Source organism: Qipengyuania seohaensis (assembly GCF_002795865.1).
Classification (GTDB): domain Bacteria; phylum Pseudomonadota; class Alphaproteobacteria; order Sphingomonadales; family Sphingomonadaceae; genus Qipengyuania; species Qipengyuania seohaensis.
The window spans coordinates 2,104,155-2,129,444 of the sequence record NZ_CP024920.1; the positions used below are offsets into that span (position 1 = coordinate 2,104,155).

The 25,290-nt window shown below is 61.6% G+C and carries 26 protein-coding genes; 21 read left to right on the top strand and 5 right to left on the bottom strand.

The features are described 5' to 3' along the window. Positions 1-7 precede the first annotated feature (7 nt). From CVE41_RS10265 to CVE41_RS10295, 7 genes are all read left to right on the top strand, one after another. Positions 8-1,018, top strand: a complete 1,011-nt coding sequence (locus CVE41_RS10265) for an AraC family transcriptional regulator (RefSeq protein ID WP_157799480.1) — start codon at positions 8-10, stop codon at positions 1,016-1,018. 95 nt (positions 1,019-1,113) lie between these two features. Continuing rightward, positions 1,114-1,959 carry an NmrA family NAD(P)-binding protein gene (locus CVE41_RS10270; RefSeq protein ID WP_100260562.1) on the top strand — a complete coding sequence of 282 codons (846 nt, stop codon included), beginning with the start codon at positions 1,114-1,116 and terminating at the stop codon, positions 1,957-1,959. Then, positions 1,956-2,459 carry an anthrone oxygenase family protein gene (locus tag CVE41_RS10275; RefSeq protein ID WP_100260563.1) on the top strand — a complete coding sequence of 168 codons (504 nt, stop codon included), beginning with the start codon at positions 1,956-1,958 and terminating at the stop codon, positions 2,457-2,459. The genes CVE41_RS10270 and CVE41_RS10275 overlap by 4 nt, the downstream gene beginning before the upstream one ends. A gap of 48 nt (positions 2,460-2,507) precedes the next feature. Further along, on the top strand, positions 2,508-3,497 hold the full coding sequence (locus tag CVE41_RS10280) for a hypothetical protein (RefSeq protein WP_100260564.1): 990 nt from the start codon (positions 2,508-2,510) through the stop codon (positions 3,495-3,497). 1 nt (position 3,498) lies between these two features. Continuing rightward, a complete protein-coding gene (locus CVE41_RS10285) occupies positions 3,499-4,785 on the top strand; it encodes a serine hydrolase domain-containing protein (RefSeq protein ID WP_100260565.1) in 1,287 nt (428 codons plus the stop codon). Further along, positions 4,782-5,501 (top strand): CPBP family intramembrane glutamic endopeptidase, encoded by a 720-nt coding sequence (locus CVE41_RS10290; protein ID WP_100260566.1) that lies wholly within the window; start codon positions 4,782-4,784, stop codon positions 5,499-5,501. The genes CVE41_RS10285 and CVE41_RS10290 overlap by 4 nt, the downstream gene beginning before the upstream one ends. 138 nt (positions 5,502-5,639) lie before the next feature. Further along, positions 5,640-6,521 carry a pirin family protein gene (locus CVE41_RS10295; protein WP_100260567.1) on the top strand — a complete coding sequence of 294 codons (882 nt, stop codon included), beginning with the start codon at positions 5,640-5,642 and terminating at the stop codon, positions 6,519-6,521. Between the two features lie 189 nt (positions 6,522-6,710). Here CVE41_RS10295 and CVE41_RS14770 read toward each other — a convergent pair whose 3' ends face one another. Then, a complete protein-coding gene (locus tag CVE41_RS14770; RefSeq protein ID WP_198507649.1) occupies positions 6,711-6,890 on the bottom strand; it encodes a hypothetical protein in 180 nt (59 codons plus the stop codon). Between the two features lie 718 nt (positions 6,891-7,608). On the opposite strand from CVE41_RS14770, the gene CVE41_RS10305 reads away from it, so the two are divergent. The 5 genes from CVE41_RS10305 to CVE41_RS10325 all read left to right on the top strand — a co-directional run bounded on the left by CVE41_RS10305 (position 7,609) and on the right by CVE41_RS10325 (position 11,767). After that, positions 7,609-7,977: a hypothetical protein gene (locus CVE41_RS10305; RefSeq protein ID WP_157799481.1), complete on the top strand. Its 369-nt coding sequence runs from the start codon at positions 7,609-7,611 to the stop codon at positions 7,975-7,977. Next, positions 7,974-9,905 (top strand): relaxase/mobilization nuclease domain-containing protein, encoded by a 1,932-nt coding sequence (locus CVE41_RS10310; RefSeq protein WP_100260570.1) that lies wholly within the window; start codon positions 7,974-7,976, stop codon positions 9,903-9,905. The genes CVE41_RS10305 and CVE41_RS10310 overlap by 4 nt, the downstream gene beginning before the upstream one ends. Positions 9,906-10,048: 143 nt before the next feature. Beyond that, positions 10,049-10,543 carry a hypothetical protein gene (locus tag CVE41_RS10315; protein ID WP_100260571.1) on the top strand — a complete coding sequence of 165 codons (495 nt, stop codon included), beginning with the start codon at positions 10,049-10,051 and terminating at the stop codon, positions 10,541-10,543. Continuing rightward, positions 10,543-11,181 carry a hypothetical protein gene (locus CVE41_RS10320; RefSeq protein WP_100260572.1) on the top strand — a complete coding sequence of 213 codons (639 nt, stop codon included), beginning with the start codon at positions 10,543-10,545 and terminating at the stop codon, positions 11,179-11,181. Before CVE41_RS10315 ends, CVE41_RS10320 begins: the two co-directional genes overlap by 1 nt. A gap of 184 nt (positions 11,182-11,365) precedes the next feature. Continuing rightward, positions 11,366-11,767, top strand: a complete 402-nt coding sequence (locus CVE41_RS10325; RefSeq protein WP_157799482.1) for a hypothetical protein — start codon at positions 11,366-11,368, stop codon at positions 11,765-11,767. A 233-nt stretch (positions 11,768-12,000) separates the two neighbouring features. Here the strand turns inward: CVE41_RS10325 and CVE41_RS10330 are convergent, their stop codons facing one another. Further along, entirely contained in the window at positions 12,001-12,879 is an 879-nt protein-coding gene (locus CVE41_RS10330; RefSeq protein WP_100260574.1) for a LysR family transcriptional regulator, read from the bottom strand. Between the two features lie 210 nt (positions 12,880-13,089). Here CVE41_RS10330 and CVE41_RS10335 point away from each other — a divergent pair, with 210 nt between their 5' ends. The 8 genes from CVE41_RS10335 (at position 13,090) to CVE41_RS10370 (ending at position 18,936) form a co-directional block, all read left to right on the top strand. Beyond that, positions 13,090-13,785 carry a type 1 glutamine amidotransferase domain-containing protein gene (locus tag CVE41_RS10335; RefSeq protein ID WP_100261487.1) on the top strand — a complete coding sequence of 232 codons (696 nt, stop codon included), beginning with the start codon at positions 13,090-13,092 and terminating at the stop codon, positions 13,783-13,785. Beyond that, complete coding sequence (locus tag CVE41_RS10340; protein ID WP_100260575.1) at positions 13,785-14,243, top strand: VOC family protein; 459 nt, start codon at positions 13,785-13,787, stop codon at positions 14,241-14,243. Before CVE41_RS10335 ends, CVE41_RS10340 begins: the two co-directional genes overlap by 1 nt. Further along, entirely contained in the window at positions 14,237-15,349 is a 1,113-nt protein-coding gene (locus CVE41_RS10345; protein WP_100260576.1) for an NADH:flavin oxidoreductase/NADH oxidase, read from the top strand. The genes CVE41_RS10340 and CVE41_RS10345 overlap by 7 nt, the downstream gene beginning before the upstream one ends. After that, on the top strand, positions 15,346-16,497 hold the full coding sequence (locus CVE41_RS10350) for an L-dopachrome tautomerase-related protein (protein ID WP_100260577.1): 1,152 nt from the start codon (positions 15,346-15,348) through the stop codon (positions 16,495-16,497). Before CVE41_RS10345 ends, CVE41_RS10350 begins: the two co-directional genes overlap by 4 nt. A 76-nt stretch (positions 16,498-16,573) precedes the next feature. Continuing rightward, on the top strand, positions 16,574-17,314 hold the full coding sequence (locus CVE41_RS10355) for an SDR family oxidoreductase (RefSeq protein WP_100260578.1): 741 nt from the start codon (positions 16,574-16,576) through the stop codon (positions 17,312-17,314). 111 nt (positions 17,315-17,425) lie between these two features. Further along, the gene (locus tag CVE41_RS10360; protein ID WP_100260579.1) at positions 17,426-17,719 is read left to right on the top strand and encodes a putative quinol monooxygenase; all 294 of its coding nucleotides are present in this window, start codon (positions 17,426-17,428) and stop codon (positions 17,717-17,719) included. Between the two features lie 129 nt (positions 17,720-17,848). Continuing rightward, on the top strand, positions 17,849-18,244 hold the full coding sequence (locus tag CVE41_RS10365) for a GlcG/HbpS family heme-binding protein (protein WP_269800180.1): 396 nt from the start codon (positions 17,849-17,851) through the stop codon (positions 18,242-18,244). A 146-nt stretch (positions 18,245-18,390) separates the two neighbouring features. Next, positions 18,391-18,936: a type 1 glutamine amidotransferase domain-containing protein gene (locus tag CVE41_RS10370; RefSeq protein WP_100260581.1), complete on the top strand. Its 546-nt coding sequence runs from the start codon at positions 18,391-18,393 to the stop codon at positions 18,934-18,936. 253 nt (positions 18,937-19,189) lie between these two features. Here CVE41_RS10370 and CVE41_RS10375 read toward each other — a convergent pair whose 3' ends face one another. The 3 genes from CVE41_RS10375 to CVE41_RS10385 all read right to left on the bottom strand — a co-directional run bounded on the left by CVE41_RS10375 (position 19,190) and on the right by CVE41_RS10385 (position 24,500). Continuing rightward, positions 19,190-21,850 (bottom strand): excinuclease ABC subunit UvrA, encoded by a 2,661-nt coding sequence (locus CVE41_RS10375; protein WP_232725649.1) that lies wholly within the window; start codon positions 21,848-21,850, stop codon positions 19,190-19,192. A 394-nt stretch (positions 21,851-22,244) separates the two neighbouring features. After that, positions 22,245-23,354 carry an S-(hydroxymethyl)glutathione dehydrogenase/class III alcohol dehydrogenase gene (locus tag CVE41_RS10380; protein WP_100260583.1) on the bottom strand — a complete coding sequence of 370 codons (1,110 nt, stop codon included), beginning with the start codon at positions 23,352-23,354 and terminating at the stop codon, positions 22,245-22,247. 156 nt (positions 23,355-23,510) lie between these two features. After that, positions 23,511-24,500, bottom strand: a complete 990-nt coding sequence (locus CVE41_RS10385) for a zinc-dependent alcohol dehydrogenase family protein (protein ID WP_100260584.1) — start codon at positions 24,498-24,500, stop codon at positions 23,511-23,513. A 138-nt stretch (positions 24,501-24,638) separates the two neighbouring features. Here CVE41_RS10385 and CVE41_RS10390 point away from each other — a divergent pair, with 138 nt between their 5' ends. Next, positions 24,639-25,217: a TetR/AcrR family transcriptional regulator gene (locus tag CVE41_RS10390; protein ID WP_232725652.1), complete on the top strand. Its 579-nt coding sequence runs from the start codon at positions 24,639-24,641 to the stop codon at positions 25,215-25,217. The last annotated feature ends 73 nt before the right edge of the window (positions 25,218-25,290 follow it).

Below are 25,290 nucleotides of genomic sequence, written 5' to 3' on the forward strand. Positions count from 1 at the left end.
TTCCACGGTGGCTCAATCTTCGTCTATCTATTCGCGAAAAGCGATCGAGCAGGCTCCCGAACATCTCGACCGGGCGGAGCTTTTTGCGATTTGTAAGCTCGACATGCATCAACCAGCGGACCTTGCAACGATGGTCGCGGAGGAGGATTATGTCAGGCTACTGGAAACCATCGCCGAAGCCGAGGACGGTTTGCCGCGAGCTCACATCAAGCTCGGTGCATCGATGCGCTGCGAGGAACTGGGAGCAGTTGGTCTTGCTTGGAAGAGCTCACCCACGCTCATGGATGGGTGGGATCGGGCTCAACGGTATGTCGGGGTTGTCGCTGGGGTGAGAGCGATTGAGATTGCTCGCAACGAGCAAACAACCGAGATCCAGTTTCTACGATTGACCGATGAGGCTCCCAAAGGCGCAAGATTGTCCAACGAAGCGACTTTCGCCTCCTTCACCGCAATATCGCGCGAAGCTTCCGGCCGCCCTTTCAAGCCGGTCCACGCGTACTGCGCGCATGATTTCATCGGTGATCGAGATTTTCTCGAGAACTATCTTGGCTGCCCTGTCGAGGATGGAGCGGGGGCCAACGGGATTGTCATAGCCAATGAAGAACTGGCTTTGCCGAACGCGGTTGGTGACGATGCAATCTCTCGCTTCTTCGATGAACGCGTCGAGGAGATGCTCGCCGAAATGAAGTCGGAGGTGCCGATAGCGTTTCAGGTGAAATCGCAGATCGGCAAAAACCTGAGCGGCGGGATTCCAAAGTTGTCGCATGTCGCAAGAGCCCTTGGGATGAGCGCTCGTACACTCCAGCGTAAACTGAGCGACGAAGGCGCTGTGTTCCAGGACCTGGTAGATCAAGCCCGGCGGGAATTGTCCGAACGGCTGCTGCGCACGACGGATTTCCCTCTGGTCGAAATAGCCTTCCTTACCGGCTTCGCCGAGCAAAGCGGGTTTACCAGAGCCTTCAAACGCTGGGCGGGTGAAACACCGCGCTCATATAGGTTGAGTTCGACATCTGGCTGATGGCGCCATTTGCACAAATCTTGTCATCCTAGGGCAAGAGGGACGAGTGCTCCCGGCCTACTCCATGCTTGTCTCCAACAAACGAGAGAAAGCAAATGACCAGAACCTCGTCGGGCAAGAAAACTACACTGGTGATCGGTGGAACCGGCAAGACCGGCAAGAGAGTCGCAGAGCGGCTGGCGGCTGCAGGGCGATCCGTCCGCATAGGATCGCGATCGTCAGTCCCCGCGTTCGACTGGGATCGTGAGGAAGGCTGGAATGCCGCACTGGATGGTGTCTCCAGTATCTACATTACCTATTCCCCCGACCTGGCCATGCCCGGCGCAACCGATGCGATCAGGGCACTCGTCTGGCGCGCAAAGCTGCAAGGTGTCGAACGGTTGGTGCTGTTATCGGGTCGCGGAGAGAAGGAAGCCCAGGCCTGCGAGCAAATCGTGCAGGACAGTGGCCTCGAATGGACCATAGTGCGTGCGAGCTGGTTCAATCAGAATTTCTCGGAAGGCGCTTTTATCGAGATGGTGCTGAGCGGGGCGATTACCCTTCCGGCAGGCGATACTCCCGAACCGTTCGTCGATGTCGACGATATTGCCGACGTCGCCGCCGCCGCCATTCTGGAAGATGGGCACGACGGCGAAATCTACGAAGTCACCGGCCCCCGTCTGATGACCATGGCCGAGATCGCGGCGGAGTTGTCGGCCGCGACGGGGCGCGAGATTGCCTATATCGATGTGCCCCATGACGGCTTTATCGAGGAGCTAACCGGTTCGGGTGCGCCCGAGGACGTCGTGTGGATGCTCGATTACCTGTTCTCCACGGTTCTCGACGGACGCAACGCCCACCTGACCGACGGCGTCGAGCGAGCATTGGGCAGGCGCCCGAAGGACTTCGCGGATTACGCCCGACAGGTCGCTGCGACCGGCTTGTGGAGGGTCGCAGCATGACTTATGAATGGCCCCTCTACTTCTGCCTCTTCCTCGCGCTCTGGAGCGCCATAGTCGGAGGGGTATTTTCGGCCTTTTCCGAATTCATCATGTCGGCATTGCTCAAGACCGAAGCGGCGGGCGGCATGGAAGCGATGCAGCATATTAATCGTGATGTGATCAGGAGCCAGTTCGTCGCGGGTATCCTCTCGATTGCGGTTTTCTCGACGCTTTTCTCCTTTTACAGCCTTACGGTCTTCGAGGGTTCCGCGCTGGCCGCGCTTATCCTCGCGCCCTTGGTCTACCTGCCGAGCGTCTTCCTCATGACGATCTTCGGCAATGTGCCGATGAACAACAGGCTCGACAGCCTCGATCACACCAGCCCAGAGGGTCACGCCTACTGGCGCGAATATGGCCGCAAATGGACGCGTCTCAATCACGCCCGGTCGATCGGCAGCGTGCTGACAGCCGGTCTCTACACCATCGCCGCAATCACGCTGATCACCAGTGGGCAGGTCTGACCGGTGCGGAGCTTTCCCACTGCCACTCACCCCTAGAAGGACGACACGATGATCAGGATGTCCGTATTGACGACCGCCGTGCTCGCGCTCGCAGCCCAACCGCTTGCCGCGCGCGACCCGCTCGAAGCCGTTGTCGACACCCGCGATGCCGACCGCTTTGCCGCTCTCTTCATCGCGAGCGACGGGCAACCGACCGAGGAAGAGCTGGAGGAAGAATATCTTTCCGCAGCAGGCGACGGATTGGCCCTGATGCGGGCAACGCGCTTCGTGACAGCTGCTGCGCTCTCCGCAGCGATCGCACAAAAGCCCGCTATCTACTCAGATGCCATCGAAAGATGCCTTCCGCTTATCAAGGGTGCGGATCGGGATTTGCAGGCGATCTACCTTGCCCTCTCCGGTCTGTTCCCGGGCCGGTCGCTCCCCCGCGTCGAGGTCGTAATCGGTGCGGGAACAGTGGCAGGAATCGCCTCGCAGGGAGTCCAGGTAATCGGGCTGGAGACGCTCTGTGTCGGCAGCAGGACCGATGGTGAGTTACGGGAAGCCCTGCGATACTTCTTTGCGCACGAAACCATACACTCTTTCCAGCCTCCACTTGATGCGAGCACGCTGGGTGCGGATCCCTTGCTTTCCTTGGCACTGCATGAGGGCATCGCTGACATGGTCGCCACCATCATTCTGGGACGAGTGCCAGATACCGAGCGCCACGCATGGGCTTCTGCCCGCCGCGAGGTGCTCATGACCCGGTTCCACCGAGACCGCCAAATCCTGAAGGATAGCGCGAGCCGGGGCGAAACCCTTGCTACTATGTCACTCGAGGCCCGGGATGCATTGCGCCGATGGCATTTCAACCACGGCAACGTGCCTGAAGATTGGCACAGCGATCTCGGCTATTGGATCGGGCGCCAGATCGCCTCGGCCTATGTCGATCAGGCCGCAGACCGGCGAGAAGCAATTTACAACCTCGTGAGAGGGATGGAGCCGATACAGGTGCTGGAAGCTTCCGGCTTGTCGGATGTACGCAGCGCCGGAGCGATGTGAGATGAAGAGGTTTTTCTCGATAGCAGGTCTTGCTCTCTTATTCTGTGCGCTGTGGGGGGCGATAGTTTTTGCAGCGGTGGACCGCGGCTGGGGGCATTCGGCCATCGCGGCACCCGGTGACGATCGCGGTTTTGCGCAGGCTGCACAGCAGATCGCCGAGCGGGACGGTGCCGGCAATATCAGCTTCGTCCTTCTCGAAGCCGGCGCACAGGTGGAGGATTTTCACTTGTCGAACGGCGAGCCGATCGATGCGCAGACGGTTTTCCAGGTCGCCTCACTCGGCAAGTGGATCACCGCATGGGGCGTCATGGCCCTGGTCGAAGAGGGCCGGATCGATCTCGACGCGCCGGTTTCGACCTATCTCACACGCTGGCAATTGCCCGCATCCGAATTCGATCCTTCGGGCGTCACGGTCCGGCGCCTGCTCAGCCACACGGCGGGCCTCACGGACGGGCTGGGATACGACGGGTTCGGCACGGCGCAGGAGCGACAGACCCTCGAAGCCTCGCTCACCCGGGCCATGGATGTCTCTCCCGATAAGGACGGGAAGACGATACTGGGCAGCGAGCCCGGGTCCGGATGGCAGTATTCGGGCGGAGGCTACACGCTACTGCAGCTGGTGATCGAGGAAGTCTCGGGAGAAGCATTCCCGGCTTTCATGCAAAGGCGCGTCCTTGCTCCGCTGGGCATGAAACGCACGACCTTCGACCATGCGGCGGCACAGGAGATGGGGCTCGCCGAGAATTTCCGCGCTGACGGCACGAACGAGCCGTTTCGCTGGTACACCGCGCTGGCGGCGACCTCGCTCTTCACGACATCGGACGACCTCGCCAAGTTCATCGCCGCACAAGCGCCTGGCAGGTCGAACCCTGTACTCGCGGACGAGACCATGGCCCTGATGGGGACCCCGCACGCCTCCGACATGGGTGCCGACATATGGGGCCTTGGCGCAATGCTCTATGCGCCGAACAATTCGGGCGGTTTCATCATCGGCCACGACGGCAGCAACGAGCCCGCGATCAACACCGCCGCGCGGTTCGATCCGGCAACCGGAGACGGCATCGTGGTCCTGTCGACCGGCAATCCAACGCTTGCAACCGAGGTCGCCGGCCAGTGGGTGTTCTGGAAGACCGGGAATGTCGACACACTGACCTTCGTATCGCGCCTCCCCACGGCCCTCGCCGTATTCGCCGCCGGCGTCTTGGTGATCCTGATCGTCATGGTCACTGCGGTCCTGCGCCGACGCCGGTCTGCAACTCGAGCCGAGCGGGAGTACCCAAAGCAATGACATTACCAGTCGCCACAAGTGAGGAGCCGGAGGAAACCGGCTCCGCAAATCCGCGATGGACTGCCCTGAGAGACCTGATCGTGGTCGTTGCGGTCATGGTCGTCGTCAAGCAGTCGCTGCTCCCTGCCTCTCAGCTTTACGCAGGACCCGCATCAACGTTCAGCGCGATGATCGTGGGGACGATCCTGCTGCGCCGCCGCGGCAAAACGTGGAGCGACCTGGGTTTCCGCTGGCCCGAGAGCTGGCCGAAAACTCTCGGCCTGACGCTGCTGTCCATGATCGTCTTCCTCGCCTTCGCCCAGACGATGTCGATGATTGCCGACATGTTCTTCGTGGATATCGGCACCAGCGACCGCTTCGCTCACGTCGAGGGCAATCTCAGCGCCTACCTCGTCATCATGTTCTTCGTGTGGACGCACGGCTCGTTCTTTGAAGAACTCCTGTTCCGTGCCTTCATCATCAGTCACGCGAGCGAGGCGATGGACGGAGGGCTGCGAGCAGACCTGCTGGCGGTTCTGATATCATCCATCTTCTTCGGTTATCGACATGCCTACTATCAGGGCTGGCATGGTGCACTTGTCACAGGAGCAGGCGGTCTTGCTTTCGGGCTACTCTACCTGTGGTTCGGTCGCCGCAATATCCTGCCTCTGATCCTGGCACATGGAACGTTCAACACATTGGGCCAAACATTCCGATTTCTCGGCATTGAGGATTGAATACGGTTCGGCCCGCTTTGGCCGCTATCCGAATTTGGCAGACTGGCGCGAACTGGCAAGTGTGTGGCGGCGACTGGCAAGAACTACAGCCCTAAGGGCCGTACTCAAGGGTGTGTGGATTCAATTGGAGAAACCGAGATGCGGCAACGTTACGCAGCTGAAATCGCAGCCCCTAAGGTGACCGTCGAACACGAACCGATCACCGGGGAGCGATTGTCGATCGGTCAGGGCTTCAGGGCGCTCAGTTTTAAGCATGCTAGATTCAGCGGATTGATGGATCCGCTGGTGATGGTCGATCACTACTTCATGAGCGAACCGACATTCGGCGCACACGCCCATGCAGGCATGTCAGCAGTTACTGTCCTGTTCGAAGACAGTGTCGGCCTTTTCAACAACCGGGACTCCATGGGTAACGATATCGATCTGGAGCCCGGCGATCTTTATTGGCTCAAGGCAGGAAGCGGCGCACTGCACGACGAGAAGCCTACCCCTGGTTCACGGACGCATGGCCTTCAGATGTTTGTGAACCTTCCAGCCCGACTGAAGCACGATGCGCCTGAAGCCCTTCACGTAAAGGCGGTCGATATGCCTCAGATTGTTAGCAGTGATGCGAAGGTTCGTCTCGTACTGGGGAGGAGCAATGGACTTGTCGGGTCCAGCTCACCCGCACTGCCGCTGACGATTCTTGATGCGATGATAAACGCAGGTGGTGAATTCGAGCACGAAGTTGCTCTGGGTCATTCTCAATGGATTCATGTTGTCAAAGGAAGCGTCGAGAAACTCGATGGAGAACGCCTCATCACGATACATTCTGGCGAAGCCTTTTCAGTTGGTGGAAAGCCAGAGCCCGTCACATTGGTGCTGAGAGCCAGTTCCGAGAGCCAAGTTGTAGTTGTGACAGGTGAACCGATTAAAGAGGCGTTCGTCCAAAGAGGGCCCTTTGTCATGACCACCGAGGATGAAATCGAACAAGTCGAAGCGGCCTATCGCTCAGGGCGATTGGGCGGCCTGAGCGACTAGTGATGGAATGGGTTCGGAGCCCCGATACGCCTTGTTCAATTATTCGCGATCGTAATCAAGCCGACTGTGAAAGGGCGGCTCTCGTCGTCACGAAACCCGAAAGTGGTCAGTCCGCTATCGGCCCTAGAACTGCCCAAAATCTGATACCTACAGTCATCAGATTCTGCCCGCCAGGTCGGCACTTGAACCTCATCCGCTGATATTCTGGATCATCCACATCCCCTCCGATGTCTTCTGCAAAGTGAACCTCAAATCCCCTGCTTCACCGCTGTCAGCCGCGACGTAGTACGTGCGGAAAGCAAGCGCGTTGTTGGCGGGCTTGGACCATTCCGTGATCCGCGTCGCATTAAGACACGCGCAGTCAGCCATGTTCGCGCTCAAATTGATATATCGGATCTTCATCAAGCGTGATCGGAGTGTGACCGTCCCAGATCAACGGTGCAAAATTATTCGCATCGTCGGAGAAGAGCTATAAAATCGGTCGACGTCATGTCGGCTCGGCCAGCAAGGGAACGGGCCTGCAGCGGAAGCGTCGGGCGGCGGGAAGTGGTCCCACTTGCCGATGACCGCTCCGGCCCAGCCTCCGCGTTCGATAGGGTCGCCGCTCCGGCCCAGCCTCCGCGTTCGATAGGGTCGCCGCTCCGGCCCAGCCACCGCGTTCGATAGGGTCGCCGCTCCGGCCCAGCCTCCGCGTTCGATAGGGTCGCCGCTCCGGCCCAGCCTCCGCGTTCGATAGGGTCGCCGCTCCGGCCCAGCCTCCGCGTTCGATAGGGTCGCCGCTCCGGCCCAGCCTCCGCGTTCGATAGGGTCGCCGCTCCGGCCCAGCCTCCGCGTTCGATAGGGTCGCCGCTCCGGCCCAGCCTCCGCGTTCGATAGGGTCGCCGCTCCGGCCCAGCCTCCGCGTTCGATAGGGTCGCCGCTCCGGCCCAGCCTCCGCGTTCGATAGGGTCGCCGCTCCGGCCCAGCCTCCGCGTTCAATAGGGAGGAAAGTTAAATAAGCAGGATGGGTGGTGTATTCCACCACCAGCTGATAAAATCAGCAATGCTCCGCGTGGGGGCTTGTCGCATTCAGGGGAGGGGAGAAGTCATGGATCAAGATAATAGGCCGGCGCCGAGACGCCACGGGAAGCCGAGGGCGGGAGCAGCACGAATAGATCAGGGGCGGAAAATTGTTGTCCGGCTAGATAACGAGCAGCATCGCAAGTTGAAGGAAATTGTCGGCGATCGCTCAGTATCGGATTTCGTTCGAGCTAAGCTTCTGGGCGGGAATCCCGAAAGCGGTGAACGATCGCGAAACGTTTACCGCAAGATCGCGGCGCTCCATGAGATGGGCGTCCGGCTATCTGCAGCTGCCAAGAATCCAGAAATTGATAGAATGGAAATCACCGGACTGTTGGTGGATATCCGGTCGGCAATTTCGCATCTCGCGATTCATGTAGATCCTCCTTCGCGATGATCACGAAGCGCATCAAGGCACGGAAGAACCTTCGTCAGATTACGCGAGAGCGCATCGCTCATGCACGCTCGCTCATCGACTATCTCCTCGCTCCGGAAAAGGAGAGTGACGAGAAGGCCTATATGGTGGATTACATGCTCCGCGCGGGGTTTGGGGACAGTTCCGGCGTGCGCCTTCTGCATTCGGGTTACCGGAACCTCCTCAGCAATACCGAGCATGCTCGTAGGGCTGAGATGATGGCGCTCGCGAATGCGGCCACGCGGAGTCCTAATCCTGTCGACCACTGGCTGCTAAGCTGGAGGGAAGACGAAAAACCCACTTCGAAACAGGTCGACGAGACCGTCGAAATGTTTCTGGGCCACTTGGGATTGGGCGGTCAGCCAGCGATCTATGTGTTGCACGGCGACACGAACAATCTCCATTGTCACATCGCCGTCAATCGCTTCGACATGCTAAACAGGCGCATGATCGAAATAAACCATGGCTTCAACAAGGAGGCCGCGCATCAGGCTGTAGCCAAGATTGTGGATCACTTCGGGTGGCAGGCGGAAGAGAAGCAGCGATACGTGGTTGTCGGCGGGAAAACGATTCTTTCGAAGCGTGCCGCGAAGCTGAAGGCTGTTGGTCACAAGCCGATCTGCACCGGAGCGTCGGCCGCAGAATGGCGAACCGGTTTCAAGTCCGTGCAGCGTATCGCGCAGGAAGAAGCGGTTCCGATCATCCTGAATGCGCGCTCTTGGCCCGAACTTCACGAGCGTCTGGCTGCGAAAGGCATGACCTACGAGCGGGTCGGCACCAACGGGATCAAGATCGGGATCGGTGAAGAGTTCGTGTCCGCTTCGCGCGTGAACAGTCGCATCACGATGATCAGGCGGGCGAAAGATTTAGGCGACTTTGTCGCTCGCCGTCCCTCTGTGAAGGTCGAAGCGAGATCACCTGAACAGGACGTTCTTCCGAATGCGAAGGGTGCGATAGAGTTCCGTGAACTTTGCGATGAATATCGCGCCGATCGCAAGCGCAAGAAGAAACTGCGGGAACTCGAACGCTTGCGCGGGACGAGAAAGCAAAATGCTACCGAGATCGCGCGGGCTGCTCTGCTTCAGAATTGCGAAGCTCGACCCGAACCCGAGTTCGCTAAGCCCCCTCCCAATCTCGAAAGCTTTCATTACTGGAAAAATGACGGAGAGACCGCCGCCAAATGGTGTCGTCGCAAAGATTTGTTTCCAAGTTTGACCGGTCAGGAACCTGCTCATGTAGAGCCCAGACCTATCGGTGGGTTCGTGCCCTTCCAATCAGGCAACGAAGTTCGGTATGCCCGGCACGCTGACGCCCCCACCGTTTTCGTCGATCGAGGCGATCGCATCGACGTCATTCTGGCCGTGGAAGATGAAGTCATCGTGGCCGCACTTCGGCTCTCCGCGCAGAAATTTCACGGGAAGGTGTCTGTGACTGGAAGCAGGCAATTTCGTGAACGCGCCTTTGAGCTCGCCCAACGTAATGGGCTTGGCGGATGCCTGATAGATCAAGACTTCGTCGACCGCCGTGCTGCCGAAGATCGCGAACGCCGACCAAGCGATGCTACCTCAAACATTAACAGGTCTGCGATGAGCGGAACGAACGGGCAAGCCGTGAACCTTGATTTCGATATTGGCACACTAGCTAAACTAGATTCTCAGCCATCCGAATGTGTCACCGGCGAGCGGCCGCGATCGCACCCACCGAATAATGCTGCGTCAGATGCGACCGATGCTGCGGAGAGGAACAAGCAGCAAAATAATTATGAGCGGACGGACGCTGAATCCGAAGCTGTGCGAAGCGCCCCCCCGCCCGCGGCCGCTTCGGCAGAGAGCCCAGAGCGTGTTCCATCGCGCGGTTCCAGCAAAGGGACTAATCTGCCGCTGGGACCGCAGAAGGGAAAAAGCCGCTAGTCGCGGTCAAAATCGGCCGCCCGCAGAGTGGGAGCGACGATAGGTAGATTGGCTGGGCCAGGCGAAGCTGTCCTTCGGAGGAAAATTTGAAGGCAGCCTGATCCGATCAATACTGATCGGTGACCCTCCTGAGAAAGCCTGAAATGACAAAATTCAATAACAGACCCCTCGCACCCTGCGAGCGACTTCTGGCGCTGCCGCTGCTTGAACTGGAAGCGACAAAAGTTGCCGAATGGCGATTGCCAGGAATGCCGCAAGGATGCCTCGATCTGGCGGAGTGCAATCTCGTCCTCAGCGGGACTGCGGACGCCGAGCGGTTCGACTTCGCGATGCTCAAGACGTCGACGGATCGTGATCGTGACGTTTTGCTGATGCGCTTGGTCACCGGTGAATTCCCGGCGCTCGCCGACATCGTTCTTCGCTCATCCGCAGAGCCGATCCTGCTGACGAACCTGATTCCGTGTCGGGCAAATGAGAGGCTGTGGTTCGTGCCGAGCTCGAATGGAAGGTGCGTGGAGGTCACGGAGAAGGGACTCGCCATGCGCTGGAAAGCGCCCGTAGCGGCTCATGAATTGAAGGAGGGATGCGACCGCATGGCCGACGAGATTTCCCGCTTTCTGAAGGGAGTGACGTTCTGATGGCTGCGACCAAATCCAAGCCGCGCACGAAAAAAGCGAGTTTACCTACCAAAACGGATGAGAAGGATCCGCTCAGCTGGCTCTACTTGAACCCGGAGGGGTCCTCGAGCGGTTTCGTATTCGGAGTGCTGCGGAAAACCTTCAGGGGGCGCACGAACAACGCCCACGAGTTCGGTTTCCGCAAGTGCCACCTGGGAGCGTCATTCGTGAACGCGGACCGGTCGCACTGGGCCCCGAATGCCGAGAAGGTCGAAGTCATTCTGCCCGCCCGGGCCGACGACATGTTGAGCAGCCCTGATTTGCTGCTGCGCGAAGTAGATTCATGCTCTCCGCCTAACGAAGCCGGGCTGCTCACGTACCTGACCCTGCCGCTGTCCGATGCCGAGCGGCTTCACGTCGGGTGGGAAAAAGCGCGCTCGTTCTCTGTGATGCTCGCATCCGAGCGCGACCTTGCGTCAATCGTGATCCTGCATTCCCCAGGATCGGTTGGTGCGGCTTTTCCTCTGCATGCCCATCTCCTCATCGTTCCGCGAGCCTTGAACGGTCTCGGACTTCGCCATGCTCCTTTCGATGGTGAATTGCTGCGTGACGAGGGGCAGGGGATCTTGTCCGATCTGTGGGACAAGCACTCTCGCTGAATTGCTCAGACGACAGATCGAGAGATGCCCGCGGGATGCTGCCCTCCCGCGGGCATCTCTGCGTGAGAGTTTTTGATTGGAGGTGGAATGTCCCCGGATTGGGGGAGGAAAAACGAGGAAGATCAAAAAGATTAGCAATGTCGAAACCAATGTGATGTTGGCGTACGCGAAAGCGGTTCATAAGATGCTGCTCGCGACCGACAGGCTTGAGACAGGATTGGCGTTTAGTGCCGGGTATCGGTGCACCATGAATGATGCCCTCAGCCTTGCTGAGGTTGTTCAATCTACTCGGCATGACATGCTTCGCCTCGCGTTCGAATGGAGCGAAGGCAAATTCCAGATGATCGAATTGGCGCTCTTCATCTGGCAAGATCGCGGCGCGCTGACGGTCCCGAATTGCCATCTATATCTTCCGACCGGATCAGAACGCGCGTGGCTCGTCACGTCCGAGACGTCGCCGAGGATGTCCGGCTTGGAGGCAAATGGAGTCGTTCGTGTTGATACGGTTCCTGAAGATATCGAGGCCGGAAAGGGAAGGGCGGTATCAAGCCTTCAGTCTCTCCTTACCTGCAACACATTGTCCTGACGATTCACGGAGCGATGGGGGCGTAGGACGTAGCTCCGCATTCGTAGACAACAACAGGGACAGTCGTGCCTTTAAGCTGCATTGGGTCGCAAGGGAAAGAAAGGCAGCTTTGCGCCCCAAATTCGGTCGTTCGGCGTTGTCGCCGACGATCCCGAAAGCCGCCATTCGATTCGCCAGCGCTCAACTGGTTCAGACCCGACATTGCGCTCACGGCCCAACAGGCGTGGCCACCATTATGTTCGGAGTGCAGCAATCAGGGCGTCCCGAGCCATGGCCACGCGCGGGTGTCGCAGCGATGAGCGTGCCCAGACGAGGTAGTATGCGTTGCGCGGCACCGTGATCGGCGCGGGTATCTCGATCAGCGTGCAGGCAGCGCGTTCGCTGCGGGTGAGATAGCCGGGCAGCACCGTCCAGCCCAGACCCGCGCGCAATCCCGACCGTAGCACCCGCAGATCGGGCGCGGTCAAGGCTGGCTGGCTGATCAGCTCGATCTGGTTTGCCTCGAGCCAGGTCCGCAGCAGCGGCCGGTCAAGATCGTAGGCGAGGTGGGCCGTCCGGTTGAGCCCGTCGGCAAGCGGCAATTCGGCAATCCGCATGGCCACGGGGGGAGAGGCTACGGCGCGCAGGTGTTCCTCGCCCAGCGCATGGAAGGCCAACCGCGGATCTTCGGGTTGCGAGGCGGTGACAGCCAGGTGCACCTTGTCTTCGAGCAGCAAGGCATAGAGCGCCTCGCGCCCGCCGATATGCAGGCGTAGGTCTAGCCCCGCATCCAGCAGCGGCGCCAGTCTGGGCGCGATCATCTCTCCCAGCAGGTCCGACGGCGCGGCGATGTGGACCGTGCCCGAGATGCGCGACGAACGGGCCCGCGCGCTGGCCAGTGCCGATTCCGCCGTATCGAGGCTGCTTCCGATCGAAGCCGCCAGATCGTCGGCAATCGCTGTTGGTCGGACGCCGCGCGAATGGCGATCAAACAAGGGACGGCCCAATTGCGCCTCGAGCGATGCGATGTGCTGCGACGCCGCCGGTTGGGTGATGCCGATTGCCCGAGCCGCCTCGCTCAGTGAACGACGGCGGTAGACTTCGACGAAGGTGCGCAACTGCAGGAGGGACATTGCGGTTCCATAAGCGAATTTATGGCCGTCCACCATTCCCGCTGGGTTTCATGATGCCGTTCCCTGCGTATCTAAGCTACCGAAAGGAACGATCGAAGGCAAAATCGCCGCCAAATGCTGATGGCTCTCACCGCTTTCTTTGTGGCGGGTGCGGCTGCGCCGGTTGCGTTTGCTCGTGCCCCCGACATCAATGGAAAAGGACAATTGACGATGACCCGCATTCTCATGGTGGCCACCTCCGCCGACCGCATGACTCCCGGCACCGAACCGACGGGTGTCTGGCTCGAGGAACTTACCACCCCGTATTATGCCTTCCGCGATGCGGGCGCCGAGGTGACGCTGGCCTCGATCAAGGGCGGCGCCATCCCCGTCGACCAGCGCAGCGTCAACGCCGACGGCGAGAACGACGCTTCGGTCGAGCGCTATCTGAAGGACGAGGCCCTGAAGGCCGAGGTTGCCAGCACCCCTGTATTCACAAGCATCGATCCCGCCGGCTACGACGCGCTGTTTCTGCCGGGCGGCCACGGCACCATGTTTGATTACCCCGGCAGCGACGAACTGGCCCGCCTGGTCGAGCGCTTCGACCGCGAAGGCAAGATCGTCGCCGCCGTCTGCCATGGACCGGCGGGTCTGGTCTCGGCGAAGAAGACCGATGGCACGCCCTTCGTCGCCGGTCGCCGTGTCGCGGGCTTCACCGACAGCGAGGAACGCGCGGTCGGCCTCGATCACGCGGTGCCGTTCCTGCTCGAAACGCGGCTCAAGGAACTTGGGGGCAAGCACGAGGGCGGCCCCGATTTTGCCCCGTTCGCCCTGCGCGACGGCAATCTGGTGACCGGCCAGAACCCCGCCAGCGCTACCCGCACTGCGGAGCTGGTGATGGAAGCCCTTCAGGACAAGGTCGCCTGATCATGCGGTATCTCCACACCATGCTGCGCGTCGCCGACCCCGAGGCGGCGATCCGTTTCTTCACGCTGCTGGGTCTCAAGGAGACCCGGCGCATCGAGAACCAGGCCGGGCGTTACACGCTGATCTACCTTGCCGCCGACGAGGATTTCCGCGGCGACGGCGAGCAGGGCGAAGCCGAGGTCGAGCTGACGTACAACTGGCCGCCCGAGGACGGCAGCCCTGCCGAGACTTATACCGGGGGCCGCAATTTCGGCCACCTCGCCTACGGGGTCGACGACATTTACGAAACGTGCGCGCGGCTGCACGCGGGCGGCGTGACGGTCAATCGCCCCCCGCGCGACGGACACATGGCGTTCGTGCGCTCGCCGGACGGGATCTCGATCGAACTGCTGCAGAAGGGCGAACACAAGGCTCCGGCCGAACCCTGGGCCTCCATGCCCAACACGGGCAAATGGTGATGGTGAAGTTGTTCGAACCGATTGAGGTTGGCGGGCTGCGGCTCGCCAACCGCATCGTCATCGCGCCGATGTGCCAGTATTCGGCAGTCGACGGCGCGATGACCGACTGGCACCAGATGCATCTCGGCCAGTTGGCGCTCTCGGGCGCGGGCGCGCTGACGATAGAGGCGACCGCGGTCAGCCCCGAAGGGCGCATCACCCACGGTGACATCGGCCTTTACGATGACCGTACCGAAGCGGCGATGCGAAGCGTGCTCGAAAGTGTGCGCCGTTGGTCGGACATGCCGCTGATCATCCAGCTGGCCCATGCCGGCCGCAAGGCGAGCAGCGCCAAGCCGTGGCACGGCGGAGCGCAGCTTCCCCCCGATACGGAGAATGGCTGGCAGACCGTGGGACCCAGCGCCATTCCCTTTGCTCCGGACGACCATCCCCCTGTCGAACTGGACGAGTCAGGGCTTGCCCGCATCCGGGAGGCGTTCGTGGATGCCGCCCGGCGCGCCGGCAGGCTCGGCATCGAAGCCGTCCAGATTCACGCCGCGCATGGCTATCTGCTTCACGCGTTTCTTTCGCCGATCTCCAACCGGCGCGGCGACGAATACGGCGGCAGCCTCGACAACCGGATGCGGTTCCCGCTGGAAGTGTTCGATGCCGTGCGCGAAGCGTTTCCGGCCGACCGCCCGGTGAGCGTCCGCGTTTCTGGGACCGATTGGGTTGAAGGCGGCTGGACAGCGGAGGAAACCGCATTGTTTGCACAGGAGCTGGAGCGGCGCGGTTGTTCGGCAATCCACGTCTCCGGCGGCGGCCTCGACCCGCGCCAGCAGATCCCTGTCGGTCCCGGCTATCAGGTGCCGCTGGCGCGGACAGTCAAGGACGCGGTCGCCATGCCTGTCGTGGCGGTCGGAATGATCACCGATCCGCAGCAGGCGGAGCGCATCCTCGAAGACGGGCATGCCGACGCAATAGCGATAGCCCGCGCTGCGCTGTGGGATCCGCGTTGGCCTTGGCACGCCGCCGCCGCGCTTGGCGCATCGGTAAAGGCGCCCCCGCAATATCTCCGGTCCGAGCCCCACGAAGCGGCCCGCATTCTCAAGGAAATGATCCCATGAAAATCTCCGTCAAACTGCTTTTTGCCGCTGGCGCTGCCCTCTCGCTTGCCGCCTGCTCGATGACCCGCGATGGTGCATCCGCGCCCCAGATCGAACAGGTCGCGACCTTCGATGGAGCGATGCCGACTGGCGTAACAGTCGCACCCAACGGGCGCATCTTCGTCAACTTTCCGCAATGGGGCGATAACGCGCCATTCACGGTTGCCGAGCTGGTGGACGGCAAGGCGGTGCCCTATCCCGACGCCGCGACCAATCGGCCCGAGCCGGCCGACCCGGCGGGGCATTTCATCTCGGTGCAGAGCGTGGTGGCAGACGGCGCCAATCGCCTGTGGGTGCTCGACACGGCGGCGCCCAAATTCTCTCAACCACAGGCCGGCGGTGCAAAGCTGGTGGCAATCGACCTCGCGACCGACCGGGTGGTGAAGACGATCGTCCTGCCGCCCAGCGTGGTGCTGCCCACGACCTACCTCAACGACGTGCGCTTCGATCTGCGTCAGGGGGCCGAGGGCGTCGCCTACATCACCGACAGCAGCAACGAGGGGATCGGCGGCATCATCGTCGTCGATATCGCCAGCGGACGTGCGATCCGGCGCCTGTCGAACCATGCGACGACCAACCCCGAGCCCGGCTTCACCCCGGTTGTCGACGGCGCGGTGCTCATGAACCGTCCCGCCGATGGACCCGCGACGCCGGTAACAATCGCGAGCGACGCAATCGGGCTTAGCGCCGACGGCAGCCTGCTGTATTACGGTCCACTGTCGGGCCGCACGCTGCACGCGGTCCCCACGGCCATGCTGCGTGACCCCGCGGTGTCCGAGGAGGAACTGGCCCGCGCGGTACGCAGCCTGGGGCGCAAAGGCGCCTCGGACGGGATTGCCGAAGACGACCGGGGCCGCGTGTTCGCCGGCGATTACGAGAACAACGCGATCCGCGTGCTCGACCAGGGCCGCTGGACGACGGTAGTCAGCGACCCCCGCATCAGCTGGCCCGACACACTGTCGATCGGCACCGACGGCTATCTCTACTTCACTGCCAACCAGCTCCACCGCCAGCCCGGCTTTCACGGCGGACGGGATTTACGCCGCAAGCCTTACGAGCTGCTCCGCATCCGGGTGGGCGCCGGGCCCGTCCTCTTGCGCTCACAGTGATCCCATCAGGCCGGGCAGGCTCGCGCGGGGCCGCGATCCGGCAAAAAATCAACAACTGACTTGAAGGAATACAATTATGACAAAGGGTATCGAAGGCAAGGTCGTTCTCATTACCGGCGGCAGCAGCGGCATCGGCGCGGAAACTGCGCGTCTTCTCGCGGAACGCGGCGCGAAGGTGGCGATCGCCGCGCGTCGCAAGGACAGGCTCGACGAGGTCGTCGCTGACATCGCCGCAAACGGTGGCACGGCACGTAGCTACGCGCTGGACGTGACCGACAAATCGGCGGTCCAGTCCGTCGTCGCCGCAATCATTGCCGACTTCGGCCGCCTCGACGTGCTGATCAACAATGCCGGGCTTATGCCGATCCGTCCAATGGCCGAGGTCAACACCGACGAGTGGGACCAGATGATCGACGTCAATCTGAAGGGTACGCTCTACGGCATCGCGGCGGCCCTTCCCGGTTTTCTCGACCAGGGCAGCGGTCACATCATCAACCTGAGCTCGGTTGCGGGTATCAAGGTCTTCGCACCGGGCGGCACGGTCTACTCCGGCACCAAGTTTGCCGTCAGCGCGATCAGCGAAGGCTTGCGCCACGAGGTGGGGGAAAAAGTCCGGGTCACGTCAATCGAGCCTGGAGCTGTCGAAAGCGATTTGAAGTTCACGACATCAGGCACGGCTGCCGAAACGGTGCTCGACTTCTACAAGCAGGCCATCCCGACGGCATCGGTGGCGCGTGCTATCGCGTTCGCTGTCGAACAACCGGATGACGTCGACATCAACGCGATCGTCATCCGGCCGACCGCACAGGAGTTCTGATTTCGACGAGGAGGCGGGGCCGGGTGTGCTCCGCCTCTTAGGGAACGTGCCGGCCCGCTCGTCCGTTAGTTTGCCGAACAATATCTGTCCGTATCACTTGAGGAGTCACTTATGCCCAAACTTGCCCTGTATGTACCGCTGAAGGCCAAGCCCGGAAAAGAGCGCGATGTCGCCGATTTCCTGACCTCGGCATTGCCGCTCGTTCAAGCTGAGCCGGGCACTCAGACCTGGTACGCGATCGAGGAAGGTCCCGGTGCGTACGGGATCTTCGATACGTTCGAGACAGAGCAGGATCGCCAGGCCCATCTCGACGGCAAGGTTGCCGCCGCACTGATGGAAAAGGCAGACGAACTGTTTTCCGAACCGCCGCAGATTCACAAGTTCACCCTGCTGGCCGCGAAATAGCGGAGCGATCGGCACCCTAGCACGTCGCTCTCGCCCGCGGGGGGGACCCGCGCGCGGCGGCGTGCACTGAACAGCTTTCCCCGAACTGGCCAAGGATACACGCCATGCGCACCATCCAGGACACTCGAGCTGAACGACACGCGGACGATCATCGAGGCGGGGATCGCGGAGGCCGAGCGGATCGGCAGCCCGTCGAACATCGCGGTGGTGGACGCGGGCGGCTGCCTCCTGGCGTTCGCGCGGATGGATGATGCGTGGCGCGGCAGCGTCGACATCGCGATAAGGAAGGCGTGGACGGCGCGCGCGTTCAACGTCGAGACCAAGGCGCTGGCGAAGCTCGCCCAGCCGGGCGCCGACTTCTACGGCATCCATGCCTCCAACGACGGCAAGGTGATGATCTTCGCCGGGGGCGTGCCGATCAAGGAGGGCGAGACGGTGATCGGCGCGGTGGGCGTGTCGGGCGGCGCCGGCAAGCAGGATCAGGCCATGGCCGAGGCGGCGGCGCAGGCTTTCGCGCACGGCTGAGCCTTGGAGCGCGGCGGCACCGGCTCAGTCGACGGCGGCGGGCTCGGGCGCCTTCAAGAATTTCGACGAGCACGATGCTTGTTGGACGAAGGTCGTGCTCAAGCCGGGCACCTGACCTTAATCTTGGACAGAAGAGGAGATAAATTATGACTTTAGAAGGCAAATCGGTCGCCATTCTGATCGCACCCCGCGGGACGGAAGAACCAGAATTCTCGAAGCCTAAGCAAGCTGTCGAGGACGCTGGTGGCGAAGTGACCGTGGTCAGTTTTGAATCGGGCAAGGCCCGCACAGTCAATGGCGATCTCGACGAGGGCGGCAGCTATACTATCGACAAGACGTTTTCCGATGTCAAAGCCGACGATTTCGACGGACTTGTCGTGCCCGGAGGGACCGTCGGTGCCGACAAGCTGCGCGGCAGCGACGAGGCAATCGGTTTCATCCGGGCTTTCTTCGATCAGAAGAAACCTGTCGCGGCTATATGCCATGCACCCTGGACATTGATCGAGGCGGACGTGCTCAAGGGTCGCACCTTGACGTCCTACCCGACGCTGAAGGTCGATATCGAGAACGCCGGCGGTACATGGACCGATGAGGAAGTCGTGGTCGACAACGGCCTTGTTACTAGCCGCGATCCCGATGATTTGCCCGCCTTCTGTGCCAAACTCGTCGAGGAAATCGCAGCAGGGAATTAAGACGGGGCGTTTCGACGAACCATGTGAAGGGCCCTCTCAATGAAGAAGGTCTGCACAAAGCAAGCGTGGCGGATAGCCAGCGATTGGCCGTTCGCCACGCCGCGTATCACACGAACACGGCGACCTGCGGCACCTAAAACCTGAGCCGCGTCACCGCGGTGACGCATCGCCGGGTCCCGCTTCCGGAGTCGACCCATCCCAACGTGTGGTTGAGATGCACCTGGTCCAACGTGCGTTCGGCTAGGTTTACGACCTACAGCGCCGCCTTGAGATAGCGAGCGGTGAGACTACCTTCCGCTTCCGCAACGACGCCAGGGACGCCGCTGGCAACGATACGGCCCCCATCTTCCCCGGCCCCCGGTCCCAGGTCGATGACCCAGTCCGTCTGGGCGATGGCGCGCATGTCATGTTCGACGACTACGACGGTATTGCCGGCGTCTACGAGGTCCTGCAGGTGTTGCATCAGCCGGTCGCCATCGGAGGGGTGAAGGCCCGAAGTTGGCTCGTCGAGGATGTAGATCGTGTTGCCGCGTTGAGCGCGTTGCAGTTCAGTCGCCAGCTTGATGCGTTGCGCTTCCCCGCCAGACAGCTCGGTCGCCGGCTGACCGAGCCTCAGATAGCCAAGACCGATCTCCCGCAACACGTCGAGGGAGCGCATCACGGATGCCTCGCCAGCGAAGAAATCGCACGCATCGTCGACCGTCAGTTCGAGCACCTGGGCGATATTGCGCCCGTTCCATTCGACTTCGAGCGTTTGCGGGTTGTAGCGAGAGCCATGACAGGTCGAGCACGGGGCAAAAACGCTCGGCAGGAACAGCAGCTCCACCATGACGTATCCCTCGCCCTCGCACACAGGGCAGCGGCCTTGCGGGACGTTGAACGAGAACCTTCCCGGCTTGTAGTGCCGCCGGCGGGCGAGCGGCGTATCAGCGAAGAGCCGTCGCACATGGTCGAACATGCCGCTGTAGGTGGCTAGGTTCGAGCGCGGCGTGCGGCCGATCGGTTTCTGATCGACCCGCACCAGCCTGCGAACATGCTCCATGCCTGCGACAACGCGTCCTTCAGTGTCGTTCTGCGCAACATCGAGCAGCGGATCGATATCCTCCTCCTCGGCCACGGGGGGGCCGCCGAGGTGTTCCGTGACGAGCTCGGGCAGCGCCTGACTGACAAGACTGGATTTGCCCGATCCCGAAACGCCGGTGACAGCGGTGAAGCAGCCGATGGGAAACTCGACGTCGAGACCATGGAGATTGTTCCGCCTGATCCCTTCCAGGCGTAGCCATGCCTTGGGATCGCGCGGTGTGCGCTCACTGTGGAGCGGCTCTGCGAACAGGTAGCGGCGGGTGATCGAAGTCTCGACGTCGGCAAGCCCCTCTATCGGCCCGCTGTAGAGGACTTCACCGCCCTTTTCCCCGGCTCCTGGCCCGACATCGACGAGCCATTCCGCGCGGCGGATCACGTCGAGATCATGTTCGACGACGAACAGGGAGTTGCCCGCCGCCTTGAGACGCTCGAGGATGGTGAGCAAGGCTTCGCCATCTGCCGGGTGCAACCCTGCCGAAGGCTCGTCAAGCACATAGACCACGCCGAAAAGCTGTGACGACAATTGCGTGGCGAGCCGCAAGCGTTGCAGCTCTCCGGAGGAGAGCGTCGGCGTGCTGCGGTCGAGCGAAATGTAGCCAAGGCCAAGATCGATCAGCGGCTCTAGCCGCTCGATCAATTCGCAGGCAAGGCGTTGGGCGGCGATCCGCTTCTCGTCGGAGAGATTGGGCGTGCGGCGTACGTCGGGCGCAGCCTTGTGCGCCGAACCTCCTGCCGCGACTCGCCGTTCGACCGCCGCATCGCGGGCCGCCTTGCCGAGGGCATGGCCCTTCGGGACCGCCGCGGCGCCCCCGTATTCGCCATGCGCGACGGGCGTGAGCAAGTCCCGGAGTTTCAACACCGTCAGGTCGCCGAACTCGGCGATGTCGAGGCCCGCGAACTTCACGGACAGGGCTTCGCGCTTCAGGCGCTTGCCGTCGCAAGTCGGGCAATCGCGACCGATGATATATTGCGAGACGCGCTTCTTCATCAGCGCGCTTTTAGTGTTGGCGAAGGTTTCCAGCACATAGCGGCGCGCGCCGGTGAAGGTGCCCTGATAGCTCGGCTCCATGCCGCGCTTGAGCGCCGTCCGGGTCTGTTCGGGCGTTAGGCCCGCATAGACCGGCACCATCGGCGCCTCTTCAGTGAAGAGGATCCAGTCGCGATCCTTTTTGGGCAGGTCTCGCCACGGCGTATCGACGTCATAGCCGAGCGAAACGAGGATATCGCGCAGGTTCTGGCCATGCCAGGCGGTCGGCCAGGCGGCGATCGCCCGGTCGCGAATGGTGAGGCTGTCGTCAGGGACCATCGTCTCTTCGGTCGCGTCATATACGCGGCCGATGCCGTGACAGGTCGGGCAGGCACCGGCGACCGTGTTGGGGGAAAAATCCTCCGCATAGAGCATGGGTTGATGGCGCGGATATTCTCCGACGCGCGAATAGAGCATCCGCACGAGGCTGGAGAGCGTCGTCACGCTGCCGACCGAGGATCGTGCATTGGCCGAGCCGCGTTGCTGCTGCAACGCGACCGCAGGCGGCAAACCGTCGATCGCGTCGACCTCCGGCACGCCCGCCTGGTCAATCAGGCGACGGGCATAGGGCGCGACCGATTCCAGGTAACGTCGCTGGGCTTCGGCATAAAGGGTGCCGAACGCGAGCGATGACTTGCCCGAACCCGATATGCCGGTGAACGCCACGAAGGCGTTGCGAGGTACATCGACGTCAATATTCTTGAGGTTATTCTGGCGCGCGCCGCGAACCTGCACGCAATCGGGCGGACCCGCATGCCCATGATCGGTGGCCGGCGTAGTCGCGTTAATATTCTTGCTCTTCAATTCAGTCTTCCTGCCCTATACGCCGGTGCGTCCCGTGGTTCATCACAGTCGGATAACAGATGAATGCATTTCCGACTAAGTACATCCAACGCCAAGGCCGGCCCGATGTTCGGCACCTTTGAAATATTTTTCCCGCATCAGACAAAGGTTACGACAAAATGATTTTCCCCTTTGGGCCGCGCGACGAGGCCACACACACTCCGCTGGTAAGCGCCTGGGCGAGGCGGCCCTGGTCCGTGGCGCTATCGGCATGAAACGACCGGACTTCGGCGCTTGTTACCCCATCGCGACGCGTTGCCCATTTGCCAGAGCGCGCGTCATCATGGCCTGGGTCGGGCCATGATGACGGACGAATTGTCGATCCGGGCGCCTCGCGCCGCTTCGTAACGATAGGTCAGTAGTGAATGACCGAGCGGATCGACTTGCCTTCGTGCATCAATTGGAAGGCCTCGTTGATCTCCTCCAAACCCATCGTGTGGGTTACGAACGGGGCCAGATCGATATCGCCTCTCATCGCGTCCTCGACCATGCCGGGGAGCTCTGTCCGTCCCTTGACACCGCCGAAAGCTGACCCCTTCCATACGCGGCCCGTGACGAGCTGGAATGGGCGGGTGGAGATTTCCTCGCCCGCGCCGGCAACGCCGATCACGATCGACTGACCCCAGCCACGGTGCGCTGATTCAAGCGCGGCGCGCATGACTTGGACGTTGCCGATGCACTCGAAGGTATGATCGATGCCCCAGCCCGTCATCTCGATCAGCACTTGCTGGATGGGCTTGTCATGGTCCTTGGGGTTGATGCACTCGGTCGCACCGAACTGGCGTGCCAGCTCGAACTTGGACGGATTGGTGTCGATGGCGATGATGCGACCCGCCTTCGCCTGGCGCGCACCCTGAATCGCCGCGAGGCCGATGCCGCCGAGTCCGAACACGGCGACCGAGTCTCCGGGCTGGACCTTGGCGGTATTATGGACTGCGCCGATGCCGGTCGTGACGCCGCAGCCGAGCAGGCAGACGTGTTCGGGGTTTGCCTCGGGATTGATCTTGGCGAGCGAGACTTCGGCGACGACAGTATATTCACTGAAGGTTGAACAGCCCATGTAATGATAGAGGGGCTGACCGTTGTACGAAAAGCGGGTGGTCCCATCGGGCATCAAGCCCTTGCCCTGCGTTTCGCGGACAGCGACGCACAGGTTGGTCTTGCCCGACAGGCAGAAGTCGCACTTGCCGCACTCGGCGGTGTAGAGCGGAATCACGTGATCGCCCGGCACGACGCTGGTGACGCCTTCACCGACCTCGACAACGATGCCCGCGCCCTCGTGGCCCAGAACCACCGGGAAAACACCCTCCGGATCACTCCCCTCCAGCGTGTACGCGTCGGTGTGGCACACACCGGTGTGCGTCACCCGTATGAGGACTTCGCCTTTCCGGGGTGGGGCGACATCGATCTCGACGATTTCGAGTGGCTTGCCCGCCTCGAAGGCTACAGCGGCGCGAGATTTCATGTTGGGATACCCTCGTTGAGTTAAACTGATTGCTAGTGCCAGGCCGTTGCGTCAGCGCAAATTCGTCGACATTCTCATACTGGCATGGGCGCCGATCGTCCGATCCTTTGTCGGTGAAGGGGGGGGGGCGATCGCTTACTCCCCCCGGTATGCCGGTCAGACCGTAACGACGACCTTGCCGATCTGATCGTTCGATTCGAGGAAGCGGTGAGCGTCCTGGATGGCGTCGAGCGGGAAAGTGCGCGCGATCCGCGGCTTGAGCGCGCCCGATTCCAGACCCGCCACGATGAACGCCTTGGCGCGATCGAGGGCGGCATCGTCCGAGACGATCTCGCTGTAGAGATACCCCTTGAGCGTGAGGCTCTTGCCCAGCACGGAGAACAACGGGAACGGCGTCGGTTCGCCGCTGAGCGCGCCATATTGGAGCAGGATGCCGCCGCGTGCCATGCTCTCGGTCAGCGGCTCGAACGACGGGCCTCCGACCGGATCGAGCACCACGCGCGCACCCTGACCATCGGTTATCTCCATCACCCTTGCTACCAGATCCTCTTCCCCGGTCGCGACGACATGATGTGCACCGGCATCGATCAGGGCCTGGCGCTTGGCGCCGGTACGCGTCGTCGCGATTACCGTCGCGCCGACCATCCGCGCAATCTGGAAGGCGGCAAGGCCGACGCTGCTGGAGGCAGCAGTGACGATGACGAAATCGCCCTCACCGAGTTTTGCCTGCTCCACCAGCGCACCCCAGGCGGTGACATACTGCATCCATACGGCCGCCGCTTCCTCGAACGATAGCGCCGCCGGATGCTTGACGACGAGGCGGGCGGGCACGTTGGCGACCTCGCCATAAGTCCCCCAACGAGCGATATCGAGCGGGGGGATGACGCTGACGGCTTCGCCTTCCGCAAACCCGGTCACGTCCGCGCCGACCGTAACGACAATGCCGGCAGCCTCATATCCAAGGCGGCTCGGGAACTCGGCTTCCTGAAGGTAGGCATGGTTGCGGAACATCACCTCGGCGCGGTTTATGCCTATCGCCTTCACCGCGATCTGCACTTCGTCGGCCGCGGGCGCGGGGACTGCCACATCTTCAATCCTGAGGACGCTGGCGTCGCCATATTCGTGAATACGGACAATGCGGCTCATGGGATGCTCCTTGATTATTGAATGATCGTTCTGTAAGGGTGCGAACCACCAGTTTCAAGATATTATTTATCGATCGTTCCATATCGTGCACCAGAGATGACAGAGACGAGAGCCCGTCGCCGCGCAGGTCGCCCTCGTGTGTTCGACACTGACGCTGCGCTCGACAAGGCGGTGCGGCTGTTCTGGCAGCGCGGCTACGAGGCGACATCGATGGCCGATCTGGTGGCGGAGACTGGCGTTGCCGCCGCCAGTCTCTATGCAGCGTTTGAGAACAAGGCAGGGCTGTTTGCGGCGGTGATCGAGCGCTACGCCGCAACGTTCAGCGTCCACCTCTATGCACCGATCAACGATCCGGCGCTGTCCACCTACGAGGCCGTCAAAGGCCTGCTGGAACGAGCGGCGTCATCATTCTCGGAACCTGGAACGCCGGCCGGCTGCTTCATGTATTCGGCAGCGGCAGCCGTTTCGCCGGCGTCCGCCGCCATCGAATGCCTGCTGCGCGACAAGCGTATCGCGGCGGAGGCCCTCCTGATCGAGCGTCTGCAACGCGGTGCCGCGCAGGGCGAGCTTGCGGCCAACAGCGATCCGGCCGTGCTAGGCAAATTCATCAATACGGTCATGCAAGGCATGTCCGTTCAGGCGCGCGACGGCGCTACGATCAACGAACTGCTCTCCATCGCCAAAATGGCACTCGATCGATGGCCGGCCGCGATATGATCGTTACATCATGGTCATCTGCCAATCCGCCTCCCGCGGGCCGAACAGCCGAACTCATCTCACAGGACGAAAG

Coding starts and splice junctions, on each gene's coding strand:
- CVE41_RS10280 (WP_100260564.1), top strand. CDS start 2,508: ATGATCAGGATGTCCGTATTGACGACCGCCGTGCTCGCGCTCGCAGCC.
- CVE41_RS10385 (WP_100260584.1), bottom strand. CDS start 24,500: ATGAGCCGCATTGTCCGTATTCACGAATATGGCGACGCCAGCGTCCTC.
- CVE41_RS10355 (WP_100260578.1), top strand. CDS start 16,574: ATGACAAAGGGTATCGAAGGCAAGGTCGTTCTCATTACCGGCGGCAGC.
- CVE41_RS10310 (WP_100260570.1), top strand. CDS start 7,974: ATGATCACGAAGCGCATCAAGGCACGGAAGAACCTTCGTCAGATTACG.
- CVE41_RS14770 (WP_198507649.1), bottom strand. CDS start 6,890: ATGGCTGACTGCGCGTGTCTTAATGCGACGCGGATCACGGAATGGTCC.
- CVE41_RS10335 (WP_100261487.1), top strand. CDS start 13,090: ATGACCCGCATTCTCATGGTGGCCACCTCCGCCGACCGCATGACTCCC.
- CVE41_RS10380 (WP_100260583.1), bottom strand. CDS start 23,354: ATGAAATCTCGCGCCGCTGTAGCCTTCGAGGCGGGCAAGCCACTCGAA.
- CVE41_RS10320 (WP_100260572.1), top strand. CDS start 10,543: ATGGCTGCGACCAAATCCAAGCCGCGCACGAAAAAAGCGAGTTTACCT.
- CVE41_RS10305 (WP_157799481.1), top strand. CDS start 7,609: ATGGATCAAGATAATAGGCCGGCGCCGAGACGCCACGGGAAGCCGAGG.
- CVE41_RS10285 (WP_100260565.1), top strand. CDS start 3,499: ATGAAGAGGTTTTTCTCGATAGCAGGTCTTGCTCTCTTATTCTGTGCG.
- CVE41_RS10295 (WP_100260567.1), top strand. CDS start 5,640: ATGCGGCAACGTTACGCAGCTGAAATCGCAGCCCCTAAGGTGACCGTC.
- CVE41_RS10370 (WP_100260581.1), top strand. CDS start 18,391: ATGACTTTAGAAGGCAAATCGGTCGCCATTCTGATCGCACCCCGCGGG.
- CVE41_RS10290 (WP_100260566.1), top strand. CDS start 4,782: ATGACATTACCAGTCGCCACAAGTGAGGAGCCGGAGGAAACCGGCTCC.
- CVE41_RS10325 (WP_157799482.1), top strand. CDS start 11,366: ATGCTGCTCGCGACCGACAGGCTTGAGACAGGATTGGCGTTTAGTGCC.
- CVE41_RS10345 (WP_100260576.1), top strand. CDS start 14,237: ATGGTGATGGTGAAGTTGTTCGAACCGATTGAGGTTGGCGGGCTGCGG.
- CVE41_RS10330 (WP_100260574.1), bottom strand. CDS start 12,879: ATGTCCCTCCTGCAGTTGCGCACCTTCGTCGAAGTCTACCGCCGTCGT.
- CVE41_RS10315 (WP_100260571.1), top strand. CDS start 10,049: ATGACAAAATTCAATAACAGACCCCTCGCACCCTGCGAGCGACTTCTG.
- CVE41_RS10360 (WP_100260579.1), top strand. CDS start 17,426: ATGCCCAAACTTGCCCTGTATGTACCGCTGAAGGCCAAGCCCGGAAAA.
- CVE41_RS10350 (WP_100260577.1), top strand. CDS start 15,346: ATGAAAATCTCCGTCAAACTGCTTTTTGCCGCTGGCGCTGCCCTCTCG.
- CVE41_RS10270 (WP_100260562.1), top strand. CDS start 1,114: ATGACCAGAACCTCGTCGGGCAAGAAAACTACACTGGTGATCGGTGGA.
- CVE41_RS10275 (WP_100260563.1), top strand. CDS start 1,956: ATGACTTATGAATGGCCCCTCTACTTCTGCCTCTTCCTCGCGCTCTGG.